At 65.4% G+C, this 25,896-nt stretch carries 21 protein-coding genes and 3 pseudogenes; 15 read left to right on the forward strand and 9 right to left on the reverse strand.

The genetic code is table 11. The features are described from left to right. The first annotated feature begins 57 nt into the window (after positions 1–57). The 7 genes from SE91_RS12505 to SE91_RS12535 all read left to right on the forward strand — a co-directional run bounded on the left by SE91_RS12505 (position 58) and on the right by SE91_RS12535 (position 6,771). Complete coding sequence (locus tag SE91_RS12505) at positions 58–2,343, forward strand: RelA/SpoT family protein (RefSeq protein WP_061847808.1); 2,286 nt, start codon at positions 58–60, stop codon at positions 2,341–2,343. Positions 2,344–2,453: 110 nt separating this feature from the next. Further along, positions 2,454–3,206, forward strand: a complete 753-nt coding sequence (locus tag SE91_RS12510; protein ID WP_061847809.1) for a pyridoxine 5'-phosphate synthase — start codon at positions 2,454–2,456, stop codon at positions 3,204–3,206. Then, positions 3,203–3,622, forward strand: a complete 420-nt coding sequence (acpS, locus tag SE91_RS12515; RefSeq protein ID WP_008548285.1) for a holo-ACP synthase — start codon at positions 3,203–3,205, stop codon at positions 3,620–3,622. Before SE91_RS12510 ends, acpS begins: the two co-directional genes overlap by 4 nt. 248 nt (positions 3,623–3,870) lie before the next feature. Then, a complete protein-coding gene (gene lepB, locus SE91_RS12520) occupies positions 3,871–4,635 on the forward strand; it encodes a signal peptidase I (protein WP_061847810.1) in 765 nt (254 codons plus the stop codon). Then, positions 4,632–5,453 (forward strand): ribonuclease III, encoded by an 822-nt coding sequence (rnc, locus tag SE91_RS12525; protein ID WP_060736264.1) that lies wholly within the window; start codon positions 4,632–4,634, stop codon positions 5,451–5,453. The genes lepB and rnc overlap by 4 nt, the downstream gene beginning before the upstream one ends. After that, positions 5,443–6,369, forward strand: coding sequence for a GTPase Era (gene era / locus SE91_RS12530; RefSeq protein WP_061847811.1), 927 nt, complete (start codon positions 5,443–5,445; stop codon positions 6,367–6,369). Before rnc ends, era begins: the two co-directional genes overlap by 11 nt. 21 nt (positions 6,370–6,390) lie before the next feature. Continuing rightward, positions 6,391–6,771: a hypothetical protein gene (locus SE91_RS12535; protein ID WP_061847812.1), complete on the forward strand. Its 381-nt coding sequence runs from the start codon at positions 6,391–6,393 to the stop codon at positions 6,769–6,771. Positions 6,772–6,863: 92 nt separating this feature from the next. On the opposite strand, the gene SE91_RS12540 is transcribed toward SE91_RS12535, so the two are convergent. Beyond that, entirely contained in the window at positions 6,864–7,169 is a 306-nt protein-coding gene (locus SE91_RS12540; protein WP_061847813.1) for a hypothetical protein, read from the reverse strand. A 58-nt stretch (positions 7,170–7,227) separates the two neighbouring features. Here SE91_RS12540 and recO point away from each other — a divergent pair, with 58 nt between their 5' ends. The 5 genes and pseudogenes from recO to SE91_RS12565 form a co-directional block, all read left to right on the forward strand. Beyond that, a complete protein-coding gene (gene recO / locus SE91_RS12545) occupies positions 7,228–7,980 on the forward strand; it encodes a DNA repair protein RecO (protein WP_061847814.1) in 753 nt (250 codons plus the stop codon). A gap of 99 nt (positions 7,981–8,079) precedes the next feature. Next, a pseudogene (locus SE91_RS37600) lies at positions 8,080–8,367 on the forward strand (hypothetical protein). A 60-nt stretch (positions 8,368–8,427) separates the two neighbouring features. Beyond that, positions 8,428–10,686, forward strand: a complete 2,259-nt coding sequence (parC, locus tag SE91_RS12555) for a DNA topoisomerase IV subunit A (RefSeq protein WP_061847815.1) — start codon at positions 8,428–8,430, stop codon at positions 10,684–10,686. A gap of 330 nt (positions 10,687–11,016) precedes the next feature. Then, positions 11,017–12,561: a GMC family oxidoreductase gene (locus SE91_RS12560; RefSeq protein ID WP_061847816.1), complete on the forward strand. Its 1,545-nt coding sequence runs from the start codon at positions 11,017–11,019 to the stop codon at positions 12,559–12,561. Between the two features lie 454 nt (positions 12,562–13,015). Then, a pseudogene (locus tag SE91_RS12565) lies at positions 13,016–13,213 on the forward strand (YnfA family protein); the annotation flags it as partial. A 123-nt stretch (positions 13,214–13,336) separates the two neighbouring features. Here the strand turns inward: SE91_RS12565 and SE91_RS12570 are convergent. From SE91_RS12570 to SE91_RS12585, 4 genes and pseudogenes are all read right to left on the reverse strand, one after another. Then, positions 13,337–13,516 carry a hypothetical protein gene (locus SE91_RS12570; protein ID WP_060736262.1) on the reverse strand — a complete coding sequence of 60 codons (180 nt, stop codon included), beginning with the start codon at positions 13,514–13,516 and terminating at the stop codon, positions 13,337–13,339. Positions 13,517–13,931: 415 nt separating this feature from the next. Continuing rightward, a pseudogene (locus SE91_RS12575) lies at positions 13,932–15,146 on the reverse strand (YeeE/YedE family protein). A 142-nt stretch (positions 15,147–15,288) separates the two neighbouring features. After that, a complete protein-coding gene (gene chrA, locus SE91_RS12580; RefSeq protein ID WP_061847817.1) occupies positions 15,289–16,674 on the reverse strand; it encodes a chromate efflux transporter in 1,386 nt (461 codons plus the stop codon). Further along, a complete protein-coding gene (locus SE91_RS12585; protein WP_061847818.1) occupies positions 16,674–17,492 on the reverse strand; it encodes a chromate resistance protein ChrB domain-containing protein in 819 nt (272 codons plus the stop codon). Before SE91_RS12585 ends, chrA begins: the two co-directional genes overlap by 1 nt. Positions 17,493–17,687: 195 nt before the next feature. On the opposite strand from SE91_RS12585, the gene dmeF reads away from it, so the two are divergent. Next, positions 17,688–18,650, forward strand: a complete 963-nt coding sequence (gene dmeF / locus SE91_RS12590; protein WP_061847819.1) for a CDF family Co(II)/Ni(II) efflux transporter DmeF — start codon at positions 17,688–17,690, stop codon at positions 18,648–18,650. A gap of 232 nt (positions 18,651–18,882) precedes the next feature. On the opposite strand, the gene SE91_RS12595 is transcribed toward dmeF, so the two are convergent. Next, a complete protein-coding gene (locus SE91_RS12595) occupies positions 18,883–20,040 on the reverse strand; it encodes an MFS transporter (RefSeq protein WP_061847820.1) in 1,158 nt (385 codons plus the stop codon). A gap of 160 nt (positions 20,041–20,200) precedes the next feature. Between SE91_RS12595 and SE91_RS12600 the strand changes: the two genes are divergently transcribed. Further along, entirely contained in the window at positions 20,201–21,460 is a 1,260-nt protein-coding gene (locus tag SE91_RS12600; protein WP_008548219.1) for an adenylate/guanylate cyclase domain-containing protein, read from the forward strand. Between the two features lie 77 nt (positions 21,461–21,537). On the opposite strand, the gene SE91_RS12605 is transcribed toward SE91_RS12600, so the two are convergent. Then, complete coding sequence (locus SE91_RS12605) at positions 21,538–22,782, reverse strand: MFS transporter (RefSeq protein WP_061847821.1); 1,245 nt, start codon at positions 22,780–22,782, stop codon at positions 21,538–21,540. 171 nt (positions 22,783–22,953) lie between these two features. Here SE91_RS12605 and SE91_RS12610 point away from each other — a divergent pair, with 171 nt between their 5' ends. After that, a complete protein-coding gene (locus tag SE91_RS12610; RefSeq protein WP_061847822.1) occupies positions 22,954–24,306 on the forward strand; it encodes an Nramp family divalent metal transporter in 1,353 nt (450 codons plus the stop codon). A 141-nt stretch (positions 24,307–24,447) separates the two neighbouring features. Here SE91_RS12610 and SE91_RS12615 read toward each other — a convergent pair whose 3' ends face one another. Both SE91_RS12615 and SE91_RS12620 read right to left on the reverse strand, forming a co-directional pair. After that, complete coding sequence (locus SE91_RS12615) at positions 24,448–25,224, reverse strand: arginyltransferase (protein ID WP_061847823.1); 777 nt, start codon at positions 25,222–25,224, stop codon at positions 24,448–24,450. 130 nt (positions 25,225–25,354) lie between these two features. Beyond that, complete coding sequence (locus SE91_RS12620) at positions 25,355–25,894, reverse strand: RDD family protein (protein ID WP_008548193.1); 540 nt, start codon at positions 25,892–25,894, stop codon at positions 25,355–25,357. Positions 25,895–25,896 lie beyond the last annotated feature (2 nt).

Here is a 25,896-nt window from a genome sequence, read left to right on the forward strand (position 1 = left end):
TCGACGCTAAGATGTGTGCAACGGGCCGTCTCCTGGCCCGTTTAGAGGCAGGACGGCATGGTTTATCGGCGCCGCAGATCCACGCAGATGCAGGCCGCAACCGAATCGGTTGCCGTGGCCCCGACTGCGCCGGTGGCGCGCCCGGCCAAGCCCCGCGCGCGGATGATGCGTCAATATGACCTCGTCGAGCGCGTCAGGTCCTACAATCCCAACACCAACGAAGACCTGCTGAACCGCGCCTATGTCTACGCCATGAAGGCGCATGGCTCGCAGACCCGCGCCTCGGGCGATCCGTATTTCTCGCATCCGCTCGAAGTGGCGGCGATCCTCACCGACCTCAAGCTCGACGACGCCACCATCGTGGCCGCGCTGCTGCACGACACGATCGAGGACACCGAGGCGACGCGGGCCGAGATCGACCAGATCTTCGGGCCCGAGATCGGCGCGCTGGTCGAGGGGCTGACCAAGCTGAAGCGGCTGGAGCTGGTATCTCGGGAGGCCAAGCAGGCCGAGAACCTGCGCAAATTGTTGCTGGCCATTGCCGACGATGTCCGTGTGCTTCTGGTCAAGCTCGCCGATCGCCTGCACAACATGCGCACGCTGGATTTCGTCCCGACGGAATCGCGGCGGCGCATCGCCGAGGAGACGCTCGACATCTACGCGCCGCTGGCGGGCCGCATGGGCATGCAGGAAATGCGCGAGGAGCTGGAGGATCTGTCCTTCCGCACCCTCGATCCCGAAGCCTATTCGGTGGTGATGCAGCGGCTCGACGCGCTGGCCGAGCGCAACCGCAATCTGATCGGCGAGATCGAGGACCAGCTCTCCAACAATCTGCGGCACCGCGGTCTGGGCGCGCGGGTCTATGGCCGCCGCAAGAAGCCATTCTCGATCTGGACCAAGATGGAGCGCAAGTCGGTCGGCTTCGAGCAATTGTCCGACATCTTCGGCTTTCGCCTCGTCGTCAACGACATTGAGGCCTGCTATCGCGCGCTCGGCATCGTCCACACCACCTGGCCGGTCGTGCCAGGGCGCTTCAAGGACTACATCTCGACGCCGAAGCAGAACGACTATCGCTCGATCCACACCACGGTGATCGGTCCCGGCAACCAGCGCGTCGAGCTCCAGATCCGCACCGAGGCGATGGACCAGATCGCCGAGCGCGGCATCGCCGCGCACGTGTTTTACAAGGAAGGCGTGGGCTCACCGACCGAATTCCTCAAGCGCGAATCCAACGCGTTCGCCTGGCTGCGCCACACCATCGGCATCCTCTCCGAGAGCGCCAATCCCGAGGAATTCCTCGAGCACACCAAGCTCGAGCTGTTCCACGACCAGGTGTTCTGCTTCACCCCGAAGGGCAAGCTGATCGCGTTGCCGCGCCATGCCAACGTGATCGACTTCGCCTATGCCGTGCATACCGACGTCGGCAACAGCGCGGTCGGCTGCAAGATCAACGGCAAGTTCGCGCCGCTGTCCTCGGAGCTCCAGAACGGCGACGAGGTCGAGGTGCTGACCTCGGAAGCGCAATCGGCGCCGCCGTCGGCCTGGGAGACGCTGGCAATCACCGGCAAGGCGCGGGCCGCGATCCGCCGCGCCACGCGCACTGCCGTGCGCGATCAATATGCCGGGCTCGGCCGGCGCATCGTCGAGCGTCTGTTCGAGCGCGCCAAGATCGAATATGCCGACGACAAGCTCAAGGGCGCGCTGCCGCGGCTTGCACGCACCTCGATCGACGACGTGATGGCGGCGGTCGGCCGCGGCGAGATCAAGGCCTCCAACGTCGCGCGCGCGATGTATCCCGACTACAAGGAGGAGCGCATCGCGCGCTACGGCGCCAAGAAAGGGCTCGCCGCCAAGCTCAAGGAGAAGTCCTCGGAGCCGTCACGCAGCCCGGTCGCGATCCCGATCCGCGGCATCAATTCCGACCTTCCGGTGAAGTTCGCGCCGAATGGCGGCGCCGTGCCCGGCGACCGCATCGTCGGCATCGTCACGCCGGGCGAGGGCATCACGATCTATCCGATCCAGGCGCCGGCCCTGAAGGATTTCGAGGAGGAGCCGGAGCGCTGGCTGGATGTGCGCTGGGACATCGAGGACTCCGCGCCGCAGCGCTTCCCCGCCCGCATCAAGGTCGAGAACGTCAACGAGCCCGGCGCGCTGGCGCAGATCGCCACCGTGATCGCCGAGCACGACGGCAACATCGACAATATCAGCATGCAGCGACGCTCGCCCGATTTCACGGAGACGACGATCGATCTCGAAGTCTATGATCTGAAGCATCTGAGCGCGATCCTGGCCCAGCTGCGTGCGAAAGCGGTCGTCGCCAAAGTCGAACGTGTTAATGGATGAAGTTCGTCGTTGCCGGGATTGATCCGGCAACCCATCTCTTCAAGGAAGATGGATGTGCGGGTCGAGCCCGCGCATGACGAGTTGGGAAATGTCACTTCGCGAGCTCTGAAATGCCAGCATCTCCGCTCCGCCTCGGCGTCAATGTCGACCATGTCGCGACCCTGCGCAACGCGCGCGGCGGCCGCAATCCGGACCCGGTGCGGGCTGCGCTGCTGGCAATCGAGGCCGGCGCCGATGGCATCACCGCGCATCTGCGCGAGGACCGCCGCCACATCCGCGATGAGGACATGGCGCGGCTGAAGGCCGAGATTTCCAAGCCGCTCAATTTCGAGATGGCGGCGACCGACGACATGATGCGCATCTCGCTCGCCACCAAGCCGCACGCGGTGTGTCTGGTGCCGGAGCGCCGTCAGGAGGTGACGACCGAGGGCGGATTGGACGTGGTCGGCCAGCACAATGCGCTGGCGCCCTATATCGCGCGGCTCAACGACGCCGGCATTCGCGTCTCGCTGTTCATCGCCGCCGATCCTGCTCAGATCGAGATGGCGGCGCGGCTGCGCGCGCCGGTGATCGAGATCCACACCGGCGCCTGGTGCGACGCCGTCGTCGACGGCCACACGGAAAAGGCCGAAGCGGAATGGCAGCGGATCGTGGCGGGGGCGAAGCTCGCCAAGGCTGCCGGGCTGGAGGTCCATGCCGGGCACGGGCTGGACTATGCGACGGCGGAGACCATTGCGGCCCTGCCTGAGATTATGGAGCTCAACATCGGCTACTACATGATCGGCGAGGCGCTGTTCGTGGGGCTGGCCGAGACCGTACGCAGGATGCGGGCGGCGATGGATCGCGGGCGGAGCCGGGCATGATCATCGGCATCGGCTCCGACCTGATCGACATCACCCGCGTCGCCAAGGTGATGGAGCGCCACGGCGAGCGCTTCCTCGACCGCATCTTCACCCCGGCCGAGCGGGCCAAGGCGGAGCGGCGCGCCAAGAACGAGAAGATGGTGGTGGCGACCTACGCCAAGCGCTTCGCCGCCAAGGAGGCCTGCTCTAAGGCGCTCGGCACCGGGATCCGGCGCGGCGTCTGGTGGCGCGACATGGGGGTGGTCAACCTGCCGGGAGGGCGCCCGACCATGCAACTGACCGGCGGCGCCTTGGCCCGGCTTCAGGCCCTGACACCGGAGGGGTTCGAGGCACGGATCGACGTTTCGATCACCGACGACTGGCCGCTCGCGCAGGCCTTCGTCATCATTTCGGCCGTCCCGCTCGCCAAGCCCTGACGGCGTCAGGAAAGATCATAATTCGCATGAAATACCAGTATCTTAGGCGGTTTTGATGCGATCATTGATTGCGTGGTGTCCGACAACCGTCTAAAAGTCCGCGAACGCAAATCAGGCTGGGTAAATTCGGCTTTACGCCGGAATTGGCCCTCACTATCAGAATCAGGACAATCTCCTTGGGCCGCGAACCGATGGGCTGTTCGCGGGAGGAGGGCGCTCTGTGACCGCCGGCCGGAATTGAGAGAGCAATGAGCGTGACTTCGGGAACGAAAACTGAGAGCGGCGTCGGCGAAACGATCCGGGTCGTGATCCATGCTCTGTTGATCGCGCTGGTGATCCGCACGTTCCTGTTCCAGCCCTTCAACATCCCCTCGGGGTCGATGAAGGCAACGCTGCTGGTCGGAGACTATCTGTTCGTCTCGAAATACTCCTACGGCTATAGCCACTACTCGATCCCGCTTTCGCCGAACCTGTTTTCCGGGCGGATCTGGGGCTCGGACCCCCACCGCGGCGACATCGTGGTCTTTCGCCTGCCCAAGGACGATTCCACCGACTACATCAAGCGCGTGATCGGCCTTCCCGGCGACCGCATCCAGATGCGCGACGGTCTGCTCTACATCAACGATGCCCCGGTCGAGCGGCAGCGCATGAGCGAGTTCGTCGGCGAGGACCCGTGCGGCTCCGAGGGCGGCGGCATCTCCCGGGTGAAGCGCTGGAAGGAGACGCTGCCGAACGGCGTGTCCTACGAGACGCTGGACTGCGCCGACAACGGCTACATGGACAACACCAACGTCTACAACGTGCCGCCCGGCCACTTCTTCATGATGGGCGACAACCGCGACAACTCGACCGATAGCCGCTTTCTCGGCCAGGTCGGCTATGTGCCGCAGGAGAATCTGATCGGCCGCGCCCAGATGATTTTCTTCTCCATCGCCGAAGGCGAGCACGCCTGGATGTTCTGGCGCTGGCCGTGGTCGGTGCGCTGGAATCGTTTCTTCAATATCGTCCGATGAAAGACGAAGCCAAGGACATCGCGATCCAATCGACCGAGGCGCAAGCCGCTCCCGAGAGCGAAGCTGCACCGAAGGCGCCTGCGAAGAAGAAGCGGGCGCGGAGCAGCAAGGCCAAGGGTACCGATGCGAATGCCGCGCTCGAGGCGCGCATCGGCCACAAGTTCGCCGATCCGAACCTCCTGATGCAGGCGATCACCCATGTCTCGGCGCTGAAGTCGGGACGCAAGCGCGGCGACAGCTATCAGCGGCTGGAATTCCTCGGCGACCACGTGCTGGGCCTCGTCGTCTCCGACATGCTCTATCACGCCTATCCAAGCGCCGATGAGGGCGAGCTGTCCAAGCGCCTTGCCGAACTCGTGCGCAAGGAGAGCTGCGCCGACGTCGCCAAGTCGCTCGGACTGCTCGACGACATCAAGCTCGGTTCGGTCGGGTCCAGCGCCGATGCCCGCCTGCGCAAATCCATCCTCGGCGACATCTGCGAGGCCGTGATCGGCGCGATCTTCCTGGACGGCGGCCACGCGGCGGCAGCCGAATTCGTCAAGCGCAACTGGACCGAGCGCATGCACAAGCCGCGTCGGCCCTTGCGCGACCCCAAGACCGTGCTGCAGGAATGGGCACAAGGCAAAGGACTGCCGACGCCGGTTTATCGCGAGGTCGAGCGCACCGGCCCGCACCACGATCCGCAGTTCCGCGTGGCGGTGGACCTGCCGGGACTGGCTCCGGCCGAAGGCATCGGCGGGAGCAAGCGCGCGGCTGAGAAGGTGGCGGCATCAGTGATGATCGAACGCGAAGGCGTTGGCGGCGGCAATGATGGCTGAAGCAAGCGGCGAGGCGCCCACCGCAAGGCGCTGCGGTTTCGTTGCGCTGATCGGCGCGCCCAATGTCGGCAAGTCGACGCTGGTCAACGCGCTGGTCGGCGCCAAGGTCACGATCGTCTCGCGCAAGGTGCAGACCACGCGCGCGCTGATCCGCGGCATCGTGATCGAGAACAACGCGCAGATCATCTTGGTGGACACGCCCGGCATCTTCCTGCCCAAGCGCCGGCTCGACCGCGCCATGGTCTCGACCGCCTGGAGCGGGGCGCATGATGCCGACCTCGTCTGCGTGCTGCTCGACGCCAAGACCGGCATCGACGAGGAGGCCGAGGCGATCCTCGCCAAGGCGGCCAGCGTCAATCACGACAAGATCCTCGTCATCAACAAGGTCGACCTGGTCCAGCGCGAGAAGCTGCTGGCGCTGGCGCAGGCCGCCAACGAACGCATGAAGTTCGCTCGGACCTTCATGATCGCGGCAATCTCGGGCGACGGCGTCGACGACATCCGCACGACGCTTTCGGAGATGGTGCCGCCGGGCCCCTTCCTCTATCCCGAGGACCAGATGTCCGACGCGCCGATGCGGCAGCTGGCGGCCGAGATCACGCGCGAGAAGATCTATCAGAAGCTGCACCAGGAATTGCCCTACCAGTCCACGGTCGAGACCGACAAGTGGGAGGAGCGCAAGGACAAGTCGGTGCGCATCGAGCAGACGATCTTCGTCGAGCGCGAGAGCCAGCGCAAGATCGTGCTTGGCAAGGGCGGCGCCACCATCAAGTCGATCGGCGCGGATTCGCGCAAGGAGCTGACGCAGATCCTCGATGTGCCGGTGCATCTGTTCCTGTTCGTCAAGGTGCGCGAGAACTGGGGCGACGATCCCGACCGCTATCGCGAGATGGGGCTGGACTTCCCCAAGGAATAACCAAGAAAAGATCGGTATCCGATGAGCGTGCCCAGCAACGTCCGGCGCTTCGAAGCGCTGCTCTATGCATCGTTGATGCTGGATGCCCTGTCGGTCGCGGTGCAGGACCGCACGCCCAATGCCGAGATGACCGAGCAGATGATCATGACGGCGACCCTGCTCGCCGGCGGCATGATCCTGCTGCTGGTCTATTTCGTCCGGCTGGCCGCGCATCATCGCAAGAACTGGCCGCGCTGGGTGCTGGCGGCGGCGCTCGTGCTGTCGGTGATGTCACTCGGCCAGATCATCGGCGCAAAGGGCTTGGAGCTCGACAGCGCCATCGAGATCGTTTCCTGTGCGCTGACCACGATGGGCCTGTATTACTCCTTCACTGGCGACGCGCAGGGTTGGTTCGACGCGTGATGTCTTGGTGCGGCGCTATTGGGCTGATTAGCGTAGCGTAATCCGCCATCCGAGTGGACCACTTGGCGGATTACGCCTTCGGCTAATCCGCCTTACGATCGGTAAGCGTGGACAATGATCACCGCGCCTATGATGAGCGTCCAGATCACGAAGCCTACGACGACGCCGAGCGCCGGCGACAGGATCATCCGGCCTTCGTTCGTACGCGTGACCTGCAAGAGGCCTGTCCAGCCGACCCGGATCATGCTCTTGGGGAATGCGACGGTGATCCTGCCGAAGGTGGCTGCATAGAGCAGGGCGAGGGCGGTGAAATAGAAAAAGGTCGGCAAGGCCTCCCAGACGATCCAGAACACCAGCTCGAGAATGAGCGCAATCAAGTCGGAAATGATGCTGGCCATCGTGATTCCAGGCGTGTCCGAACTTCTGCGTCAAGGCATATAGCGCTATATATAGCACATGGAATGGACCGACGAAGGCATCGTGCTGGGCGTGAGGCGACATGGCGAATCCAGCGCCATCGTCGAGCTGCTGACGCGCGCGCACGGCCGGCATCTCGGGCTCGTCCGCGGCGGCGCCGGTTCGCGGATGCGGCCGCTCTTGCAGCCCGGCAACAGCGTCAGTGCGGTGTGGCGGGCGCGGCTCGACGAGCATCTCGGCACCTACGCCATTGAAGGGCTGAAACTGCGTGCGGCGACGCTGCTGGCGTCCTCGCACGGCGTCTACGGCGTCACCCATCTCGCGTCGATTGCGCGGCTCCTGCCCGAGCGCGATCCGCACGAGGAGATTTTCGCGCAGCTCGAACATGCGCTCGACGATTTCGACGATATTGGCGGCGCCGCCGTGCATGTCATCCATTTCGAGCTGGCGATGCTCGCCGAGCTCGGCTTCGGCCTGGCGCTGGAGAATTGCGCTGTCACCGGCGAGACCACGGACCTGATCTATGTCTCGCCGAAATCCGGCGGCGCGGTGTCGCGCGGCGCGGGCGAGCCATGGCACGACCGGCTGTTGCGGCTGCCGCCGTTCCTGCGCCAAAGCGAGGTGCACACCGACCTCACGGAGCAGGATCTCCAGGATGGCTTTCGGCTCACCGGCCTGTTCCTGCTGCGCCATGTGCTGGAGCCGCGCGGGCAGGGCCATTCCGACGCACGGGCAGGCTTCATCAACGCCTTGATGCGGCAGCAGGCGAAAGCCGCGATACCGGCGCCATGACTTGAGCGCGTCTCTGCCTTGTCCCTCGACATGGAGTTCCCGGGAACGAAATCCGTCCGAGCGGACTTGGGTCCTGTGGCCACAACGGGGACAGCCCAAATGTTGATCAGGGGATTCGCCTTGTCTGCGGCGCTGCTGACGTTTGCGCCTGATGCAATGGCCGGCGAGCCGCAACCCGGCGTGTTTCGCCGGGCATCCTGCACGGTGGTCCGGTACTAAGTGGCCAAATATTCCGCTGCAGCCGCCGAGGCATGGGCACGCTCCCATGGCGCGACCGAGGCCGAGATCGAGACCGCGCGCCGCTGCGTGACCAACGCGCCGGCCCCGGCTCAGGCGCCTGGGCAGGCGAAGACCCCGCCTGTGACGGCCGGTTGGGCGGGCCACTAGGCCGCCCACAGGGAACATTCGATCCTTGCCCGATTCGCTTCCACGGTTTAACCGGGCGGCATGGGAAAACGAATCGTTCCGCCGGAAGAACCGGCCGAAATTCACGAGGTGCCGCTGCGTGAAGCGCTGGAAGAGCGCTATCTCGCCTATGCGCTCTCCACCATCATGCACCGCGCGCTGCCCGACGCGCGCGATGGCCTGAAGCCGGTCCACCGCCGCATCCTCTACGGCATGCGCCTGCTTCGGCTCGACCCGGGCACGGCCTTCAAGAAGTCGGCCAAGATCGTCGGCGACGTGATGGGCTCGTTCCATCCGCATGGCGACCAGGCGATCTACGACGCCATGGTGCGTCTCGCGCAGGATTTTTCCTCGCGCTATCCGCTGGTCGACGGCCAGGGCAATTTCGGCAATATCGACGGCGATAACCCTGCCGCCTACCGCTACACCGAAGCGCGCATGACCGATGTCGCGCGCCTGCTGCTCGAGGGCATCGACGAGGACGGCGTCGAATTCCGCGCCAATTACGACGGCCAGTCGAAGGAGCCGGTGGTTCTGCCCGGCGGCTTCCCGAACCTGCTCGCCAACGGTGCGCAGGGCATCGCGGTCGGCATGGCGACCTCGATCCCGCCGCACAACGCCGCCGAACTGTGCGACGCCGCGCTGCATCTGATCGAGAAGCCCGACGCGAAATCCAAGGCGCTGTTGAAATGGGTCAAGGGCCCGGACTTCCCGACCGGCGGCATCATCGTCGATTCCAAGCAGGCCATCGCTGAAGCCTACACCACCGGCCGCGGCTCGTTCCGCGTTCGTGCGCGGTGGGAGCAGGAGGAGGGCGCACGCGGCACCTGGGTCGTCGTCGTCACCGAGATCCCGTTCCTGGTGCAGAAGTCGCGCCTGATCGAGCGGGTCGCCGAGCTGCTGGACCAGAAGAAGCTGCCGCTGGTCGGCGACATCAGGGACGAATCGGCCGAAGACGTCCGCATCGTCATCGAGCCGAAGTCGAAGAACGTCGATCCCGCGCTGATGATGGAATCGCTGTTCCGGCTGACCGAGCTCGAAAACAAGATTCCGTTGAACCTCAACGTGCTGGTCAAGGGCCGCATTCCCAAGGTAGTCGGCCTTGCCGAAGCCTTGCGCGAATGGCTCGACCATCTGCGCGACGTTCTGGTTCGCCGCAGCAACTACCGCAAGGCGCAGATCGAGCATCGGCTCGAAATCCTCGGCGGCTTGCTGATCGCGTATCTGAACATCGACAAGGTGATCAAGATCATACGCACCGAGGATGAGCCGAAGCCGGCTTTGATCAAGGCGTTCAAGCTCACCGAAGTGCAGGCCGAAGCCATCCTCAACATGCGGCTGCGCTCCTTGCGCAAGCTCGAGGAGATGGAGATCCGCACCGAAGATGCCGATCTGCGTAAGGAGCTGAAGGGCATCGAAGGGCTGCTCGCCTCCGAATCCCAGCAGTGGAAGAAGGTCGGCGAGCAGGTCGGCAAGGTCCGCGACATGTTCGGGCCGAAGACGCCGCTCGGCAAGCGCCGTACCACCTTTGCCGACGCGCCCGAGCACGATCTCGCCGCGATGGAGGAAGCCCTGGTCGAGCGCGAGCCGGTGACCGTGGTGGTCTCCGACAAGGGCTGGATCCGCACCATGAAGGGCCATGTCGAGGATCTCTCGGGGCTCGCCTTCAAGCAGGACGACAAGCTCGGCTTCGCCTTCTTCGCCGAGACCACCTCGAAGCTGCTGCTGTTTGCCACCAACGGCAAGTTCTACTCGCTCGATGTCGCCAAGCTTCCGGGCGGCCGCGGCCATGGCGAGCCGATCCGCCTGTTCATCGACCTCGAGCAGGAGGCCGCGCCTGTCGCGCTGTTCGTGCACAAGGGCGGACGCAAATTCCTGGTCGCGAGCCATGAGGGTCAGGGCTTCATCGTCAACGAGGACGATTGCGTCGGCACCACCAAGAAGGGCAAGCAGGTCCTCAACGTCGACATGCCGAACGAGGCGCGCGCGATCACCGAAGTGCTCGGCGACACCGTCGCGGTCATCGGCGACAACCGCAAGATGCTGATCTTCCCGCTCGACCAGGTGCCGGAGATGGCCCGTGGCCGCGGCGTCCGCCTGCAGAAGTACAAGGACGGCGGCCTCTCTGATGTCGCCGTGTTCGACGCCAAGGCGGGCCTGACCTGGAAGGACTCCGCGGGCCGCGAATTCTCGGCGACCATGAAGGAGCTCGCCGAGTGGCAAGGCACCCGCGCCGACGCCGGCCGCCTGCCGCCGAAGGGCTTCCCGAAGTCGAACAAGTTCGGTCGGGGGATCGAATAGCATCCCGTGTCCCGGACGCGCTGCAGCGTGCAACGCTGCTTCGCAGAGCCGGGACCCACGCTGCAATGCAGGTGTCGTGCCCCGGCTTGACCGGGGCATCCAGTACGCGGCGGCTTCTCGGTTCAATCACACCCGTCTCGGAGTACTGGATCGCCCGGTCAAGCCGGGCGATGACACCGAATGTCTGGATTGCTTCCGCTTCGGCGGACAAGTCGCCGCGCTCGCAATGACGAGCTGCGACAGCGCCCCTCTTCAATTCGCTTTCCACCGCTCAGCGCCGTCTGATACCGTCCACAACGCCGGTGTTCTGGAATGTCGAGAAATAACGCCATGTACGATGTCATTGTTGTCGGCGGCGGCTCCGCCGGCGCTGCGGTTGCGGCCCGGCTGTCCGAAGATCCCGCAAGGCGCGTGCTGCTGCTCGAAGCAGGCCTCGACTGGCGTGCCGACGAGGCGCCATGGGAGGTGCGCACGCCAAACCCGATCCCGATCATCCACAAGCGCGAATACCAGGAGAAATGGCAATGGCCTGATCTCTTGTCGCGCCGCGTGGCCGGGCAGGAGCCGCGCTTCTACTGGCGCGGCAAGGGGCTCGGCGGCTCCTCGATGATGAACGGCCAGATCGCCATCCGCGGCGTTGCCGAAGCGTTCGACGAATGGGCCGCCAATGGCTGCAGCGGCTGGTCAGCCAAAGAGGTGATGCCGCTGTTCTCCGTAATCGAGGATGATCTTGAATTTGGCGATGCCGAGGGACATGGCCGCGGCGGACCGTTGCCGGTCTATCGCGCCCCGACCGAGAAATGGGGCCCGATCGATCGCGGCTTGCGCGATGCGGCGCTGGCGAGCGGCTATCCCTGGTGTGCCGACCTCAACGGCCCCGACGGCGAGGGCGTCGCCTGCTATCCCATCAACAGCCGCGACAGCCGCCGCATCAGCACCAACGAGGCTTACCTCGAGCCCGCGCGCGGACGTGCCAACCTCGAGATCCGCGGCCACGCGCTGGTCGATCGCGTGCTGATCAGCGACGGAAGGGCGACCGGTCTCCGCGTTCATTTCGAGGGGCAGGGCACGCAGGAGATCAGCGCGCGCCAGATCGTGCTTTGCGCCGGCGCGATCCACAGCCCTGCTATCCTGTTGCGCTCGGGGATTGGGCCGGCCGAGGAGCTGAAGGCGATGGGCATCGCGGTTGCGCGGGATTTGCCGGTAGGCCGTCACTTCTTTGACCACCCGCTGTTTCGCGCCACGATCCAGCTCCACGAAAACCTGCGGCCCACCGATCCCGACACCCGCCACACCAATTGCTGCGTGACCTATTCCTCGGGCCTCGCCGACGGCGGCAAGCGCGACATGATCCTGATCGCGTTCAACCACCGCGGCATCGGCAATCCCGGCGCGATCGGCGCCGGCCTGTTCAACGCGTATTCGCGCGGCACGCTCAAGCTCGCCTCGACCGACCCGTCGGTCGATCCCGTCGTCGAGGAGAACATGCTGGCCGATCCCCGCGACATGCTGCGCATGATGGATGCGGTGAAGCGCCTCGCCGTGATCACGTCCCAGCCGGCGCTGTCGGGCATTGCCGATTGGATCCGGCTCGCAGACACCGATTTGACGCTGCCGCAGGCAGCCAGCCTGCCGGACCACGAGCTCGACGCGGTGCTGCGCCGGGAGACCGGCGACATCCAGCACGCGGCCGGCAGCTGCCGCATGAGCGGCTTTGGCGATGCTAATGGTGTGGTCAATCCTGACGGCACCGTGAAGGGCATCTCCGGCCTGCGCGTCGCGGACGCCTCGATCATGCGGTCCGATTGCCGCGCCAACACGCATTTCACCACGGTGGTGATCGGCGAAGCGATCGCGCGGATGATGACGAGGTAGCGCCACAAAGACCATGTCGTGCCCCGGCTTGACCGGGGGCATCCAGTACGCCGCGGCCTGTCTTCTCAATCACGCCCGTCTCGGAGTCCTGGATCGCCCGGTCAAGCCGCGCGATGACAGCGAGTGTGGGGCTTGCGGCTCCCACGCTCGTAATGACGGAGCAAGTGGGGAGGCCCCCGCTCTTCAATTTGCCGCGCGATCGCCTTCTCGCGGCGCATCGCGCCCGAGTTTTGATTCTGGCACACCCTCGAAAGAGACAAGGGCACAGGGAAGACCGGGCGACGGCGGCACCCGCAAGTCCGTGCACAGTAAGAATGCACACGGGGTGGACCACAGGTGTTGCCGGTCGCCCGGCCTTCCCTGCGCGAATGGTTTTAACGGTGTCCTTCGTGCTCTCCCCGGGGAGCGATGCACTATTGCCCCCGTCGCCTTGCGGATGATCGATGCGCGTGTCGTGTTTGCTTACCTGTTAACACTTGTCGAGGCGGAGGCGGCCGGGCGCGCCTACGCCACTTACGGCGGCATCTACATTGTCTCGTCGCTGTTTTGGCTCTGGCTGATCGAGAGCGTACGTCCGGATCGCTGGGACGTCGCCGGCGCTTCAGTATGTCTAATTGGCGCGGCCATCATTCTCTGGGGTCCGCGTGGGTAGTTGATGTCGCCTAGTGGCCCTTAGCCGAACCCGCTGATCCAGTTGTCACGTCGTCTATCGTTGGTAAAGCGGACGCGCGGCCGCTTGTGACGCACAGTTGACTTGGAGGGGTTGAAGCAATCGTTAGCCGCCCTTGCCGCCCGTCTCGAGCTGCCGGCGCAGCTTCTTGGCGTATTGCTTGAGTTCAACCGTGAGGCGCCGGTTATAAATGCGGACTTCTTCGTCCGCGGACAGATTTCCCAGTAGCTCGCTTTCGGCGGCTTTCACTTCGACATCTTCAATACGTTGCTTGAGGTTGGTCACCCAACTCTCCTTTCAGTCCTACGCGAGTGGGGCACGCCGGAGCCCGTGGTCGTAACCGGCGAGACGCTTATGCGCTATTCGCAAGCATTGGCCCATGTCCGCTGCGAGAAGCGAACTGCGGCGGGTGACGCTTGAAAGTATGCAGAACATACGGTCTGAAAAATCCGAAGCGCCTGCTCGTTTTCATTCGGCCAATGATGGGCTTGGTACGCGACCCCAAGCGCTTCCAGGGCTGGACGTGAGGCAGCGCCGGGGCCGCGAGCGCACCGACTCAACTTGCGGGCTGAGGGAATACTTCCGAAAAATGACCGACTCGTCGTATCAGATGATACGTGCACGCAGGTGAAGTCGGCCGCAACATCCCCGAGCGGGGCTGAAGCGCCACGCCTGCCGCGCAGCTATCAGCAGCGCAAATCTAACGTTCGACGCCCAGCCCAAACAGCGGCCGCAGCTGCGTTCCCAGGATATTGCCCAGGAAGGCGGCGATCAGCCAGCACCAGCCGTGCAGGCTGCCGGAAGCGATCCCGCTGAAATAGGCGCCGATGTTGCAGCCATAGGCGAGGCGCGCGCCGTATCCCAGCAGCAAGCCGCCGACGATCGCGGCGAGCAGCGAGCGAGGCGCGATGCGCCACGTCGGGCTGAATTTGCCGGCGAGGCCCGCCGCAAGCAACGCGCCCAGGATGATGCCGAAGTCCATGACAGAGGTGATGTCGGTAAAGATGCTCTGCTGCAGCGAGGCGGCGCGGGCACCCTGCCAATAAGGCTATGATGCGACGTCGACACCCAGTCCCGTCAGGATCTTCGATCCCCACAGTGCGAATGCGGACGTGATGCCCCATGGCCGCCCGGCCAGATATAGCGTGGCGAAATTGCCGATCGCGAGCAGGATCGCGCCCCATAAGAGAGGCTATGGTCCTTGCATGAATCGTCGAAAGCCTCGCAGCTCCGTCCGCGCTCCCGGTTCGAGCGCGCCATGCCGTTGCCGCTCGGCCCTGACAGTCAGGAGATAGATGACAGCCATCACGGCCCAGCAGAGCATGAGCGCCGGCAGCCATCCCAGCCTTTCGATCAGGGAAACAGGTCCGATGTTCGGAAGACCGCTCCACCAAGGCAGATGAAGCGCGCCGATCGTCGATCCCGCAATGAAGGCCGCCAGCGTCACCAGCATCCGCGTGTTGCCGCCGCCGGCGGTGTACAGCGTTCCCGACGCGCAGCCGCCGCCAAGCTGCATTCCGAGGCCGAACAGGAACGCCCCGGTCAGCATTCCGATTCCGACCGCGCCGATCTCGCCCCGGACGGCCCCGCCAAACAGAGTGCCTTGAGCCAGGACGGGAAAGAACAGCGCCGTCGCCAACGCAAGCATGACCATCTGCGCACGGAGCCCTGCGCCTCTGCGCGAGACGATGAAGACACGCCAGGCCGAGGTGAAACCGAACAGCGCATGGTAGAGCGTCAGGCCAAGAGCGCCGCCGAGGAGAAACAACAATCCCTGCTGCCACGAAACGACGTTCGACAGAGCTGCCGCGCCAGCGAGGAGAAGAGCCGCCGCGATGGCGACGATTGTGAGATTGGCTTGGTGCCGATTGTTGTCAGGAGCAAGCAGTCGGGCATCGATGGACAGGTCAGTCATGCACTCTTCCCCGGAAAGCCGACCCCATGGTTACGGGAGCTAACCATGGCAAATTAGCCCCGTTCCAATCGCCATTGGCGGGAACCCTGCGCTTATGTTCGGGCGCGTTCCGCCGGCTTACCGACGTGTCTGAGTTTTCCGGCTAGATCACCCCCGCCAGCCGCAGCGCCACACCCGCCGCGCAGCTTGCCGCGAGCACCGTCAGCATCCCCAGCTCGAACCGGAAGATCGCCGTCGCCGCCGCGATCGCCAGCAGCAGCGCCGGAACATCCACGCTTGTCAGCACCGGCCTATCGAAATTCAGCGGGAACGCGTTCATCGGCACGGTCTCACGGAACAGCGTGTGCAGCGCGAACCAGATCGAGAGGTTGAGGATCACGCCGACGACAGCGGCCGTGATCGCGCTGAGCGCACCGGCAAGCCCCGTGTTGCCGCGCAGGCGCTCGATATAGGGGGCGCCGACGAAGATCCAGAGGAAGCAGGGCGTGAAGGTGACCCAGGTCGCGAGCAGGCCGCCGAGCGTTGCCGCCAGCATCGGCGACAGGCCGCTCGGGTCGCGGTACGCCGCCATGAAGCCCACGAACTGGAGCACCATGATCAGGGGGCCCGGCGTGGTCTCGGCCATGCCGAGGCCATCGAGCATCTCGTGCGGCCTCAGCCAGTGATAATGCTCGACCGCCTGCTGGGCGACATAGGCCAGCACCGCATAGGCGCCGCCGAAGGTGACCAGCGCCATCTTCGAGAAGAACAGCGCGATCTGGCTGAACACGCTGGCCTGCCCGAGCAGTACAAGCAGCGCGGCGACAGGCACCAGCCAGAGCGCAAGCCACAGCGCCCCGACGCGGATTGCGCGCCCGGTATCCGGCTTGACGTGGTCGGGCACGGCGTCGCCGAGCATGCTGTCGATCACGGCCGTGCTGCCGCCATGGCCGTGACCCACGGGGGCGAATTCGGGGCGACCCTGCCTTGCGCTGATATAGCCGATCATGCCGGCGGCGATGATGATGATCGGGAAGGGGACCGCAAAGAAGAAGATCGCGACGAAGGCGATGGCCGCGAGCGCGATCATGATGCGGTTCTTCAGGGCGCGCTTGCCGACGCGCACCACGGCCTCAACGACGATGGCGAGCACGGCGGCCTTCAGCCCGAAGAACAGCGCCTCGACGAAGCTGACATTGCCGAAAGCCGCATAGACGTAGCTGAGGCCCATGATGGCGATGATGCCGGGCAGGATGAACAGCCCGCCCGCCATCAGCCCGCCGGCAGTGCGATGCATCAGCCAGCCGACATAGGTCGCGAGCTGCTGCGCCTCCGGCCCCGGCAGCAGCATGCAATAGTTCAGCGCATGCAGGAAGCGGCCTTCAGAGATCCACTTCTTCTCCTCGACCAGGATGCGATGCATCACCGCGATTTGGCCCGCGGGCCCGCCGAAGCTGAGGCAGGCGACGCGCAGCCAGACGCGGAAGGCTTCATTGAAGCTGACGCCGTGACCGGCGTCAGCTCCTGCACGAACGGTACGAGTATCCATTACGCCTTCACCTTGTTGGTCGGCCAGTTGTGGGTCTCGGCCGTCGCATCGCGGCACCAGCGGTAGAAGGCGTCATAGAGCAGCATGCCGGCCTCGAGCTGTTCGAGATCGTCGTCATACATCCGCGACAGTCCGAGCGAGGCCGCAAGCAGGCCCGGCGCCTCCGGTGCGAGATCCGGCCGCGCGGTGTCGGCGCCGCGCACCAGCGTCGCGAGGCGGAGCAGGGCCGGTGAAGCGATCCCGAACTCCTCGATCATGACGTCGAAAGTGCAGAGCTCGCCGCGGTGGCTCCAGAACACGTTCTCGATGTCGAAGGGCGCGGCATTGAACCGCTCGCCGACGCCGATCACCTCGGAGGGGGCGACGAACAGGAACGCCGCGTTGGGATCGACGAAGCGGCGGATCAGCCAGGGGCAGGCGATGCGGTCGACCTTGGGGCGCGCCCGCGTCACCCAGACGGTGCGTCCCCTGGCATCGCGCGGCGGCAGCTTGCGGGCGTCGAGCAACGGGAGCTTGGCCGCTTTCCAGCCCTCGAAGCCGCCCTCCAGTGCCTCGGCCTCGACGCCGAGTTGGCGCAGCCAGGCGGCCGTGCCCTGCGCGAGCTTTTCACCGCGAAGGCAGGAGACGATGGCCCGGCGGCCGGCGAAATCGCCGCCCCAGTCCGTCACCTTGTCATGGCTTAGCTTGATAGAGCCCGGGATCAGCCGCCGGTCGGCGGCAAAATCCTCCTCGGTGCGCACGTCGATGAGGGCAGGGCTGTTCGCCGTGCCTATCAGCCGTGCCAATTTGTCAGATGATATGGTCGTGAAAGCAGACATGATGCGTCCTCGCAAAACCGAACGGGACGCGATGCTTGGGCGTGTCGCCTCGTGGGGAGATCGCTCAAATCCCCATGGCGCAGATTACAGCGAAACTAGCAAGCACTGTCAATGCGCGGAGCGATTGGACCTTAGAAAATCGGTGTCCGGCGACTATACTAACCGTCAACTGACCTGAATCTTCTGGAGAATTCGATGCATTCCCACTCCATCGAGCAATGGACCCATGACCACGCCTTCCTGGGCGAGAAGCACGAGGAGAACGAGCGGCGCACCTGGTTCGTGGTCGTCCTAACGCTGGTCATGATGGCCGGGGAGATCGTCGCGGGGTCGCTGTTCGGGTCGATGGCACTGCTCGCCGACGGCTGGCACATGGGTACGCATGCCGCCGCGCTCGGCATCGCCGCCTTCGCGTATCGCTTCGCGCGACGGCATCTCGGGAATGCACATTTCACCTTCGGCACCGGCAAGTTCGGCGATCTCGCCGCCTTCGCCAGCGCGATCATCCTCGGCCTGATCGCGGTCGAGATCGCCTATGAGAGCGTGCTGCGGCTGATCACGCCGGTGCCGATCGTCTATGGCGAGGCGATCGCGGTCGCAACGCTCGGGCTGTGCGTCAACCTCGCCAGCGCGTGGCTGCTGCGCGGCAACCATGATCATCATCATGGCCATCATCACGGCCATGGCCATGCGCATGATGATCACGACGATCACCATGACCACCACCACCATCATCACGACAACAACCTGCGCGCGGCCTATGTGCACGTGATGGCGGATGCTGCGACCTCGGTGCTGGCGATCGGTGCCCTTGTGGTCGCGATGTATTCGGGTTGGGTCTGGGCCGATCCGGCCGTCGGCCTGATCGGCAGCGCCGTGATCGCGGCCTGGGCGTTCGGCCTGATCAAGTCGTCAGGCGCGGTGCTGCTCGACGTGCGCGCCGACGAGAAGCTAGAGCGGGTGATCCAGGCGCGCATCGAGGTCGGCGACGACCGCGTCACCGATCTGCATCTCTGGCAGGTCGGGCCCGGCCATTGCGCCGTGCTGCTCTCGGTGGTGTCGGACCAGCCGAAGCAACCGGCCGTCTACAAGCGGCGGCTTGCCGGACTGAAGGGGCTGAGCCACGTCACGGTCGAGGTCGAGACCTGCCCGCATTGACGTGAGGAATCAGCCTTTCGGTGCGGCCACATTGGGCGGGCTCGCGTCCGGTGTCTTCTTCGGCTTCAGCGTGCCGGCATAGAACGAGACCAGCCAGACCAGGAGAAGCGCGAGCAGATAGACGCCCCAGCCCTGCGGCGGCGTGGTCGCTCAGCGCAGGAGGCCTTTGAACGTGCGGGGCGGGCTGGCGTTTTCGCTCATGGCCCGCTTGTGCGCGAAAGCGGCCGGGCGGTCAATCCGGCCGCGGCCTGGTGCGGATCAGGAACAGCGCTGCCAGCGCCGACAGGCTCAGCGCGGAGGAGACGATCAGCACCTTGGCGCCCATGACGTCGATCAGCAGGCCGAAGGCGAGCGGCGCCACCGCCTGTGCCATTCGCGCCGGCGCGCCGATGATGCCGAGACGATAGCCAAAATCCTTCGGTCCGAAGATCGCGAGCGGCAGCGTCCCGCGCGCGATGGTCAGGATGCCGTTGCCGGAGCCATGGAACAGCGCGAACGCGCTCGCGGCCGCGCCGCCGAAGATTGCCACGACCACCGCGCCGATTGGATGGGTGAGGCAGGCGAGCCGCGTCGACCACAACGGATGGAAGCGGCTGAGAAAGCCCGCTTCTAGCATGCGTGCGCCGACCTGCGCCGGGCCGATCAGCGCGCCGGCCGCGATCGCCTCGACCGGCGTTGCGCCGGTCGCCTCCAGGATGCGTGGGAAATGCGCGGCCATCGCGCCTGTCACGGTCCAGACCGCGGCGAAGATGAAAGCGAGCAGGACCATGGTGCGGTCGAGCGGCAGATGCGGCTTCTCGGCGGTCGCAGCAGTCTGCTTCGCGCCCGTGATCGCTGGCAGCATGAAGAAATTGAGCGGCAGGCCGATCAGGAGATTGGCCGCGGCCCAGGCAAAGCAGGTCTCGCGCCAGCCGATATGGGCAAGGCCCCAGGCGGTGAGCGGCCAGCCGATCGTCGAGGCGAAGCCCGCCATCAGCGTGATGCCCGTGATGGGCCTGCGCGCCTCGGTGCCGTAGATTCGCCCAAGCGCGGCGAAGGCGGCGTCATACAGACCCATCGCCATGCCGATGCCGAGCACGAGCCAGGCGATCGCCATCACCGCCACCGACTGCGCGAGGCCGAGCAGCACGAGGCCGGCGGCGATGGAGAGGTTCGAGGCCGACAGCACCTGCCGTCCGCCGAAGAGATCGATCTGCCGTCCGATGCGCGGGCCGAGCATGGCGGAGAGCACGAGCGAAGCCGAGAACGCGCCGAAGATCCAGTTGGAGGAAATGCCGAGGTCGCGCGCCATGGGATCGGCGATCAGCGCCGGCAGATAATAGCTGGACGCCCAGGCCAGCGTCTGCGTGGTGCCCAGCGCCAGGATGATCGGAAGCTGGCGCCGGCTCATGTCCTCGTGCTTCTGATCTTCTGTGTCATTGGATGCATTTGCCGCTTGCGGCGTGAGCCCGTCAACCGCGTCTGCGGCATATTCGACCTGCCGCGGACGCGAGCCTGCCGGTGTCCACGCGCGGCCTTTCGTTCGTCACGAATGCACGCCATAATGGCGTATGCAATTGACCTCGCGCCTTGCGCTGATGAACTGGCTGACCGGCCAGGGGCTCACGGGCCTGCCTGAAAACGAGCTGCTTCGCGGTTTCTGCGAGCGCTGTTGCGCCGAGGGGCTGGACCTGTCGCGCGGACTGGTCGTCATCGACACGCTGCATCCGATCTATGAGGGCCGCGGCTTCCGCTGGAGCGACCGTCCCAGCAACGAGAGCGACGCCTTCGAATACGGCTCGACCGCGGACGGCGACGCCGCCAAGAGCTGGCGCCGCTCGGTGTTCTTCCACATGCTCGAGAATGGCGACGACGAGATGGTGATCGATCTCGCCGACGCGCCGTCGCTGGATTTCTCGCAGATCGGCGAGCTCGCCGAGAAGGGCCACAAGCACTATCTCGCCTTCGTGCACCGCTTCGGCGAGAACGGCGCGCTCGGCCTGATGGATTGCCTGTATTCCTGCTGGACCACCCGGCGCGACAGCGGCTTCACCGGATCCGAGCTGGAAGCGCTGCGCGATCTGGTGCCGGTGCTGGGGCTCGCGATCAAGTCGGCCCAGCAGGTCGACATCGCGCGCACGCTCGGCCGCGTCTATCTCGGTCGCGACGCGTCCGAGCAGGTGCTGCGCGGGCGCATCTCGCGCGGCGTCACCGAGCGCATCAATGCCGTGCTGTGGTATTCGGATTTACGCGGTTCGACCGGGATCAGCGAGAGCATTGGTCCCGACGAGATCATTCCGTTCCTCAACGACTACGCGCAGGCCGTGATCGATCCGATCCATGAGGCCGGCGGCGACGTGCTGAAGCTGATCGGCGACGGCGTGCTCGCGATGTTCTGGGGCGAGGACATGGCGGCGGCGCGGCGCGCCGCGCTCCGGGCCGAGCATCTGTTCCGCAAGAACGTCGCGGCGCTGAACGCGCGCAGGGCGGCCGCCGGCCGTCCCACCACGTCGGCCTATATCGGCCTGCATGTCGGCGAGGTCTTCTACGGCAATATCGGCAGCGAGGACCGGCTCGATTTTACCGTGGTCGGGCCGACCGTCAACGAGGTCAGCCGCATCGCCTCGATGAGCCGCTCCGTCGATCGCGAACTCTTGACCTCGTCGGAGTTTTACAAGGGCTTGGATGCCGCCGGGCGCCGCTATCTCGTCTCCACCGGCCGCTACGCGCTGCGCGGCATCGGTCGCGCGCAGGATCTCTACACGCTCGATCCTGATGTCGATGCCAGCGAGCCGGTGACGGGGAGCTACGAGCGGTATCTGGCGGGTTAGGGTCGGCTGTTCTGGCTTGCTCCGTCATTGCGAGCGCAGCGAAGCAATTCAAAATGCTCCTCGCAATGACGGCGCGGCTAGCACTTCACCGCCGCCTCATCTCCCACCATGTCCGGCTGCCGGTCGAGCGACACGGCCGGTGACAGCAGGATCACCAGCGCCTGCACGCCGAACACGGCGGCCGCGAGATACAGGCAGGCTTCCGCGCTCCAGAAGCCGCCGACGATCGCGCCCAGCACTGAACCGAGCGGGCGGGCGCCGTAGCTCATGATGTTGATGGCGGAGACGCGGCCGAGCAGGCGCGGCGGTGTCACCGACTGGCGCAGCGTCGTGGTCGAGATCACCCAGAGGATCGGGCCGACGCCGAGCAGGAAAAAGCTCAGGGCCGCAAGCCAGGGCGAGGGCACCAGCACCGTCAGCGCCATCACCAGTGCGGCGACGAAGCCGGTGACCGGGCCGAGCCCGACCACGGTGCCAAACGCGACGCGCTGCATCACGCGCGTGGCGAAGAGCGCACCGATCACCATGCCGACGCCGTACATCGTCAGCACGACGCCGACGCTGGCGGCGGTCAGGCCGAGATGGCGCACCGCATAGGGCACGAACACCGCGATCTGCAGGAACCAGCCGGTGTTGAAGATGAACTGGGTGATGAACACCGGCCGCAGCAGCGGATGGTGAAACACGAAGGCCGCGCCCTCGCGGATGTCCTGCAACGGGTGGCGCCGCGGCGCCGGCGCGCGGGCAGGCTCGTAGATGCCGGCGAGCAGCACCACCGCGATCGCCGAGAGCGCGGCGGCAAAGCCGAAGGCCGGGCTTGCGCCCCACCATCCCACCAATGCGCCGCCGAACGCGGGCCCGCTTGCAAAGGCAATGGTGCGCGCGAGCTCGATGCGGGCGTTTGCGGCCGGCAACAGGTCCGGGCTCACCAGCGAGGGCACCAGCGCCGGGGCGGCCACGCTGTAGACGACGGTGCCGCATACGGCGGCGAAGCCGAGCAGCGCCAGCAGCGGCAGGTTGAGGGCACCCAGCGCCAGCAGCAGGACGATGGCCGCAAGAGCAACCGCCCGCAGCGCTTCGGCGCCCGCCATCAGCCGGCGGCGCGAGATGCGGTCGGCCAGCACGCCGGCGGGAATGGCGAACAGGACGAAGGGCAAGGTGAGGGCGGTCTGGAGCAGGCCGGTGCGCCCTTCGGCGACCCCCAGCGTCAGCACCGCGACGATGGGCGCTGCGGCGAGCGCGATCTGCTCGGCCGATTGCGCTGCGAGGTTCGACCAGGCGAGGCGGTTGAAGGTGTCGGGGAGGCGCGGCGGCGTAGACATGGCTCATATCCTGCGAAGGCGAATTTGCGCCGATGTTCGCCTTCCGGGACCACCGAACCCACCCGCTTCCCGACAAGAGACGGGACTGCCGCGATCCGCCTTCGGAACGAAAGCGGCTAGATGCAGTTGCAAATGAGTTGCAATAAGAATGAACTTGGGTATTCTGCCAGCATGGATGCCCGATCACCCCACATGAGCCCCGACGCCGCCGGCTGGCGCGCTGACGCGCCGACCACCAAGAGCCTCGCCGAGGTCAATTCCACAGTCGCAATCCCGGCCGCCGGGCACTGGTCGCGACGGCTGCTGGCCTTCGTCGGTCCCGGCTACCTCGTCTCGGTCGGCTACATGGATCCCGGCAATTGGGCGACCGATCTCGCCGGTGGATCGAAGTTCGGCTACACGCTGCTTGCGGTCATCCTGCTCTCGAACCTGATGGCGATCCTGCTGCAGTCGCTGGCGGCGCGGCTCGGCATCGTCACCGACCGCGACCTCGCGCAGGCCTGCCGCGCGACCTATTCTCCGCCGGTGAACTTCCTGCTCTGGCTCGCCTGCGAGGCGGCGATCATCGCCTGCGATCTGGCCGAGGTGATCGGCACCGCGATCGCGCTCAAGCTGCTGTTCGGCATTCCCCTGATCGGCGGCGCATTGCTTGCCGCGCTCGATGCGTTCCTGCTTCTCATCCTGATGAATCGCGGCTTCCGCTTCCTGGAGGCCTTCGTCATTGCGCTGCTCGTGGTGATCGCGGTCTGCTTCGCGGTCCAGATCGTGGCCGCGGCCCCGCCGGTGGCTGAAGTGCTGCACGGCTTCGTGCCGAAGAGCGAGATCTTCACCAACCCTGAAATGCTCTACATCGCGATCGGCATCATCGGCGCGACCGTGATGCCGCATAATCTCTATCTGCACTCCTCGATCGTGCAGACGCGCGCCTATGAGCGCAACGATGCCGGCCGGCGCGAGGCGATCAAGTGGGCGACGACGGACTCGACCATCGCGCTGATGCTGGCGCTGTTCATCAACGCTGCGATCCTCGTCGTGGCGGCAGCCACCTTCCACAAGAGCGGCCATTCCGACGTGGCCGGGATCGAGCAGGCGTTCGAGCTGCTATCGCCGCTGCTCGGCCTCGGCATCGCCTCGACCTTGTTCGCGGTGGCGCTGCTGGCTTCAGGCCTCAACTCGACGGTAACAGCGACGCTCGCCGGCCAGATCGTGATGGAAGGTTTTCTCGATCTGCGCCTGCCGAGCTGGGCGCGCCGCCTCGTCACGCGCGGCATCGCCATCATTCCCGTGATCATCGTCACCGCGATCTATGGCGAGCGCGGCACCGCAGACCTGTTGGTGTTCAGCCAGGTCGTGCTGTCGATGCAGCTGCCCTTTGCCGTCATCCCGCTGGTTCGCTTCGTCTCCGACCGCCGCAAGATGGGCAAGTTCGCAATCCCGGTGTCGGTCGCCGCGGTCGCATGGATCGTCGCGGGCGTCATCGTGATTTTGAACGTGAAGCTGCTGGCGGATACGTTGTTCGGGTGAAGGCGCGCCAACATACCGCTGTCATCGCCCGCGAAGGCGGGCGATCCAGTACTCCGAGACGCCTGCAATAGAACCGAGAAGCCGCGGCGTACTGGATGCCCCGCCTTCGCGGGGCATGACCAGTGATTTGACGTGTGTCGGCTAATCCTGCGGCTCGGAGGCCATATCCCCTTGCGCATCGATGCGCAGCCAGCCCGAGGGTGCGAGGCGCTGCTGCGGCAGGAAGCGGGCCTTGTAGTCCATCTTCTTGGAGCCTTCGATCCAGTAGCCGAGATAGACGTAGGGCAGGCCTTGCCGGCGCGCCCGGGCAATGTGGTCGAGGATCATGAAGGTGCCCATCGAGCGGCTGACCTCGCTCGGCTCGAAGAACGAATAGACCATCGACAGGCCGTCGCTGAGCACGTCGGTGAGCGCGACCGCGATCAGCTCCTCGCCGCGGCCGGTGATGCCACTGTCGGGGCCGCGCTTGCGGTACTCGATGATGCGGGTCTCGACGTGGCTGTCCTCCACCATCATGGCGTAGTCGAGCACAGTCATGTCGGCCATGCCGCCGTGGCGGTGGCGGGCGTCGAGATAGGCGCGGAAAACGGAGTATTGCTCGGAGGTCGGCACCGCGCTGCGCTGCTCGCCGACGATGTCGGCGTTGCGCGCCATCACCTTGCGGAAGTTGCGGGATGGGCGGAACTCGTTGGCGACCACCCGGACCGAGACGCAGGCGCGGCATTGGTCGCAGGCGGGCCGATAGGCGATCGATTGGCTGCGGCGGAACCCGCCATGGGTCAGGAGGTCGTTGAGATCACCGGCGCGCTCCCCCACGAGGTGCGTGAACACCTTGCGCTCATGCCGGCCCGGTAGATAGGGGCAGGGGGAGGGCGCCGTAAGGTAAAATTGTGGGGTGTCGCGCGAGTGCTGGGTCAAGGGACGTCGTGGGCCTCCGAAGTGTGGTTTAGCATCGCGCTCCAGAGGCCCACGGTCAATTGTCCTGCTCGGCAGATCAGATCAGTCAGCTTAGTAGGTCCAGGTTGATAGGTTGTTGACCAGCAGGTTCTCAGTACGTCCTTGCGGCCTGGGGCGCGGGGAGACGAACCGAATTGTTGATCACGACCGTTCCCAGCACGAAATCGTGCAGCAGGCGACGACGGCCGTTGAACGGGCCGACCAGCACCACGAAGGGCGTCAGGAACGAGACCGTCACCCAGAACAGCACTGCATGGGTGGCACCGAGCACGAAATAGCCGGGTGCGCCGTACCAGGTGCGCAGTTCCAGGTCCATCACACGCATGCCCACCGTCGCCGACGAAGGGCCGCCGATGCTGGCGCCGTAATAGACGATGGCCCAGATCACCGAGGCCGGCCAGGCGATCCAGAACAGCGCCCAGCCAATGCCGAGCGTGACCACGCCGAACAGGGCGATGAAGATGTAGCCGAGGATGACAGGCACGGAGATCACGATCATATCGATCAGGAAGGCAAAGACCCGCCGCGTCGCGACACCGCGGAATAGCTCCGGGTGCAGATAGGGGTCGTAGGCATGCGGTTGCATCCCACCCTCGTTGCGCCAAGTGCCTGAATTGCCTGCGTCGGACATGT

It is taken from the genome of Bradyrhizobium sp. DOA1, assembly GCF_001593325.1.
In the GTDB taxonomy this organism is placed as follows: Bacteria; Pseudomonadota; Alphaproteobacteria; order Rhizobiales; family Xanthobacteraceae; genus Bradyrhizobium.

What these genes read in the sequence shown, in the direction of transcription:
- SE91_RS12505 (WP_061847808.1), top strand. Translation starts at nt 58, where the DNA reads ATGGTTTATCGGCGCCGCAGATCCACGCAGATGCAGGCCGCAACCGAA.
- SE91_RS12510 (WP_061847809.1), top strand. Translation starts at nt 2,454, where the DNA reads ATGCCAGCATCTCCGCTCCGCCTCGGCGTCAATGTCGACCATGTCGCG.
- acpS (WP_008548285.1), top strand. Translation starts at nt 3,203, where the DNA reads ATGATCATCGGCATCGGCTCCGACCTGATCGACATCACCCGCGTCGCC.
- lepB (WP_061847810.1), top strand. Translation starts at nt 3,871, where the DNA reads ATGAGCGTGACTTCGGGAACGAAAACTGAGAGCGGCGTCGGCGAAACG.
- rnc (WP_060736264.1), top strand. Translation starts at nt 4,632, where the DNA reads ATGAAAGACGAAGCCAAGGACATCGCGATCCAATCGACCGAGGCGCAA.
- era (WP_061847811.1), top strand. Translation starts at nt 5,443, where the DNA reads ATGATGGCTGAAGCAAGCGGCGAGGCGCCCACCGCAAGGCGCTGCGGT.
- SE91_RS12535 (WP_061847812.1), top strand. Translation starts at nt 6,391, where the DNA reads ATGAGCGTGCCCAGCAACGTCCGGCGCTTCGAAGCGCTGCTCTATGCA.
- SE91_RS12540 (WP_061847813.1), bottom strand. Translation starts at nt 7,169, where the DNA reads ATGGCCAGCATCATTTCCGACTTGATTGCGCTCATTCTCGAGCTGGTG.
- recO (WP_061847814.1), top strand. Translation starts at nt 7,228, where the DNA reads ATGGAATGGACCGACGAAGGCATCGTGCTGGGCGTGAGGCGACATGGC.
- parC (WP_061847815.1), top strand. Translation starts at nt 8,428, where the DNA reads ATGGGAAAACGAATCGTTCCGCCGGAAGAACCGGCCGAAATTCACGAG.
- SE91_RS12560 (WP_061847816.1), top strand. Translation starts at nt 11,017, where the DNA reads ATGTACGATGTCATTGTTGTCGGCGGCGGCTCCGCCGGCGCTGCGGTT.
- chrA (WP_061847817.1), bottom strand. Translation starts at nt 16,674, where the DNA reads ATGGATACTCGTACCGTTCGTGCAGGAGCTGACGCCGGTCACGGCGTC.
- SE91_RS12585 (WP_061847818.1), bottom strand. Translation starts at nt 17,492, where the DNA reads ATGTCTGCTTTCACGACCATATCATCTGACAAATTGGCACGGCTGATA.
- dmeF (WP_061847819.1), top strand. Translation starts at nt 17,688, where the DNA reads ATGCATTCCCACTCCATCGAGCAATGGACCCATGACCACGCCTTCCTG.
- SE91_RS12595 (WP_061847820.1), bottom strand. Translation starts at nt 20,040, where the DNA reads ATGAGCCGGCGCCAGCTTCCGATCATCCTGGCGCTGGGCACCACGCAG.
- SE91_RS12600 (WP_008548219.1), top strand. Translation starts at nt 20,201, where the DNA reads ATGCAATTGACCTCGCGCCTTGCGCTGATGAACTGGCTGACCGGCCAG.
- SE91_RS12605 (WP_061847821.1), bottom strand. Translation starts at nt 22,782, where the DNA reads ATGTCTACGCCGCCGCGCCTCCCCGACACCTTCAACCGCCTCGCCTGG.
- SE91_RS12610 (WP_061847822.1), top strand. Translation starts at nt 22,954, where the DNA reads ATGGATGCCCGATCACCCCACATGAGCCCCGACGCCGCCGGCTGGCGC.
- SE91_RS12620 (WP_008548193.1), bottom strand. Translation starts at nt 25,894, where the DNA reads ATGTCCGACGCAGGCAATTCAGGCACTTGGCGCAACGAGGGTGGGATG.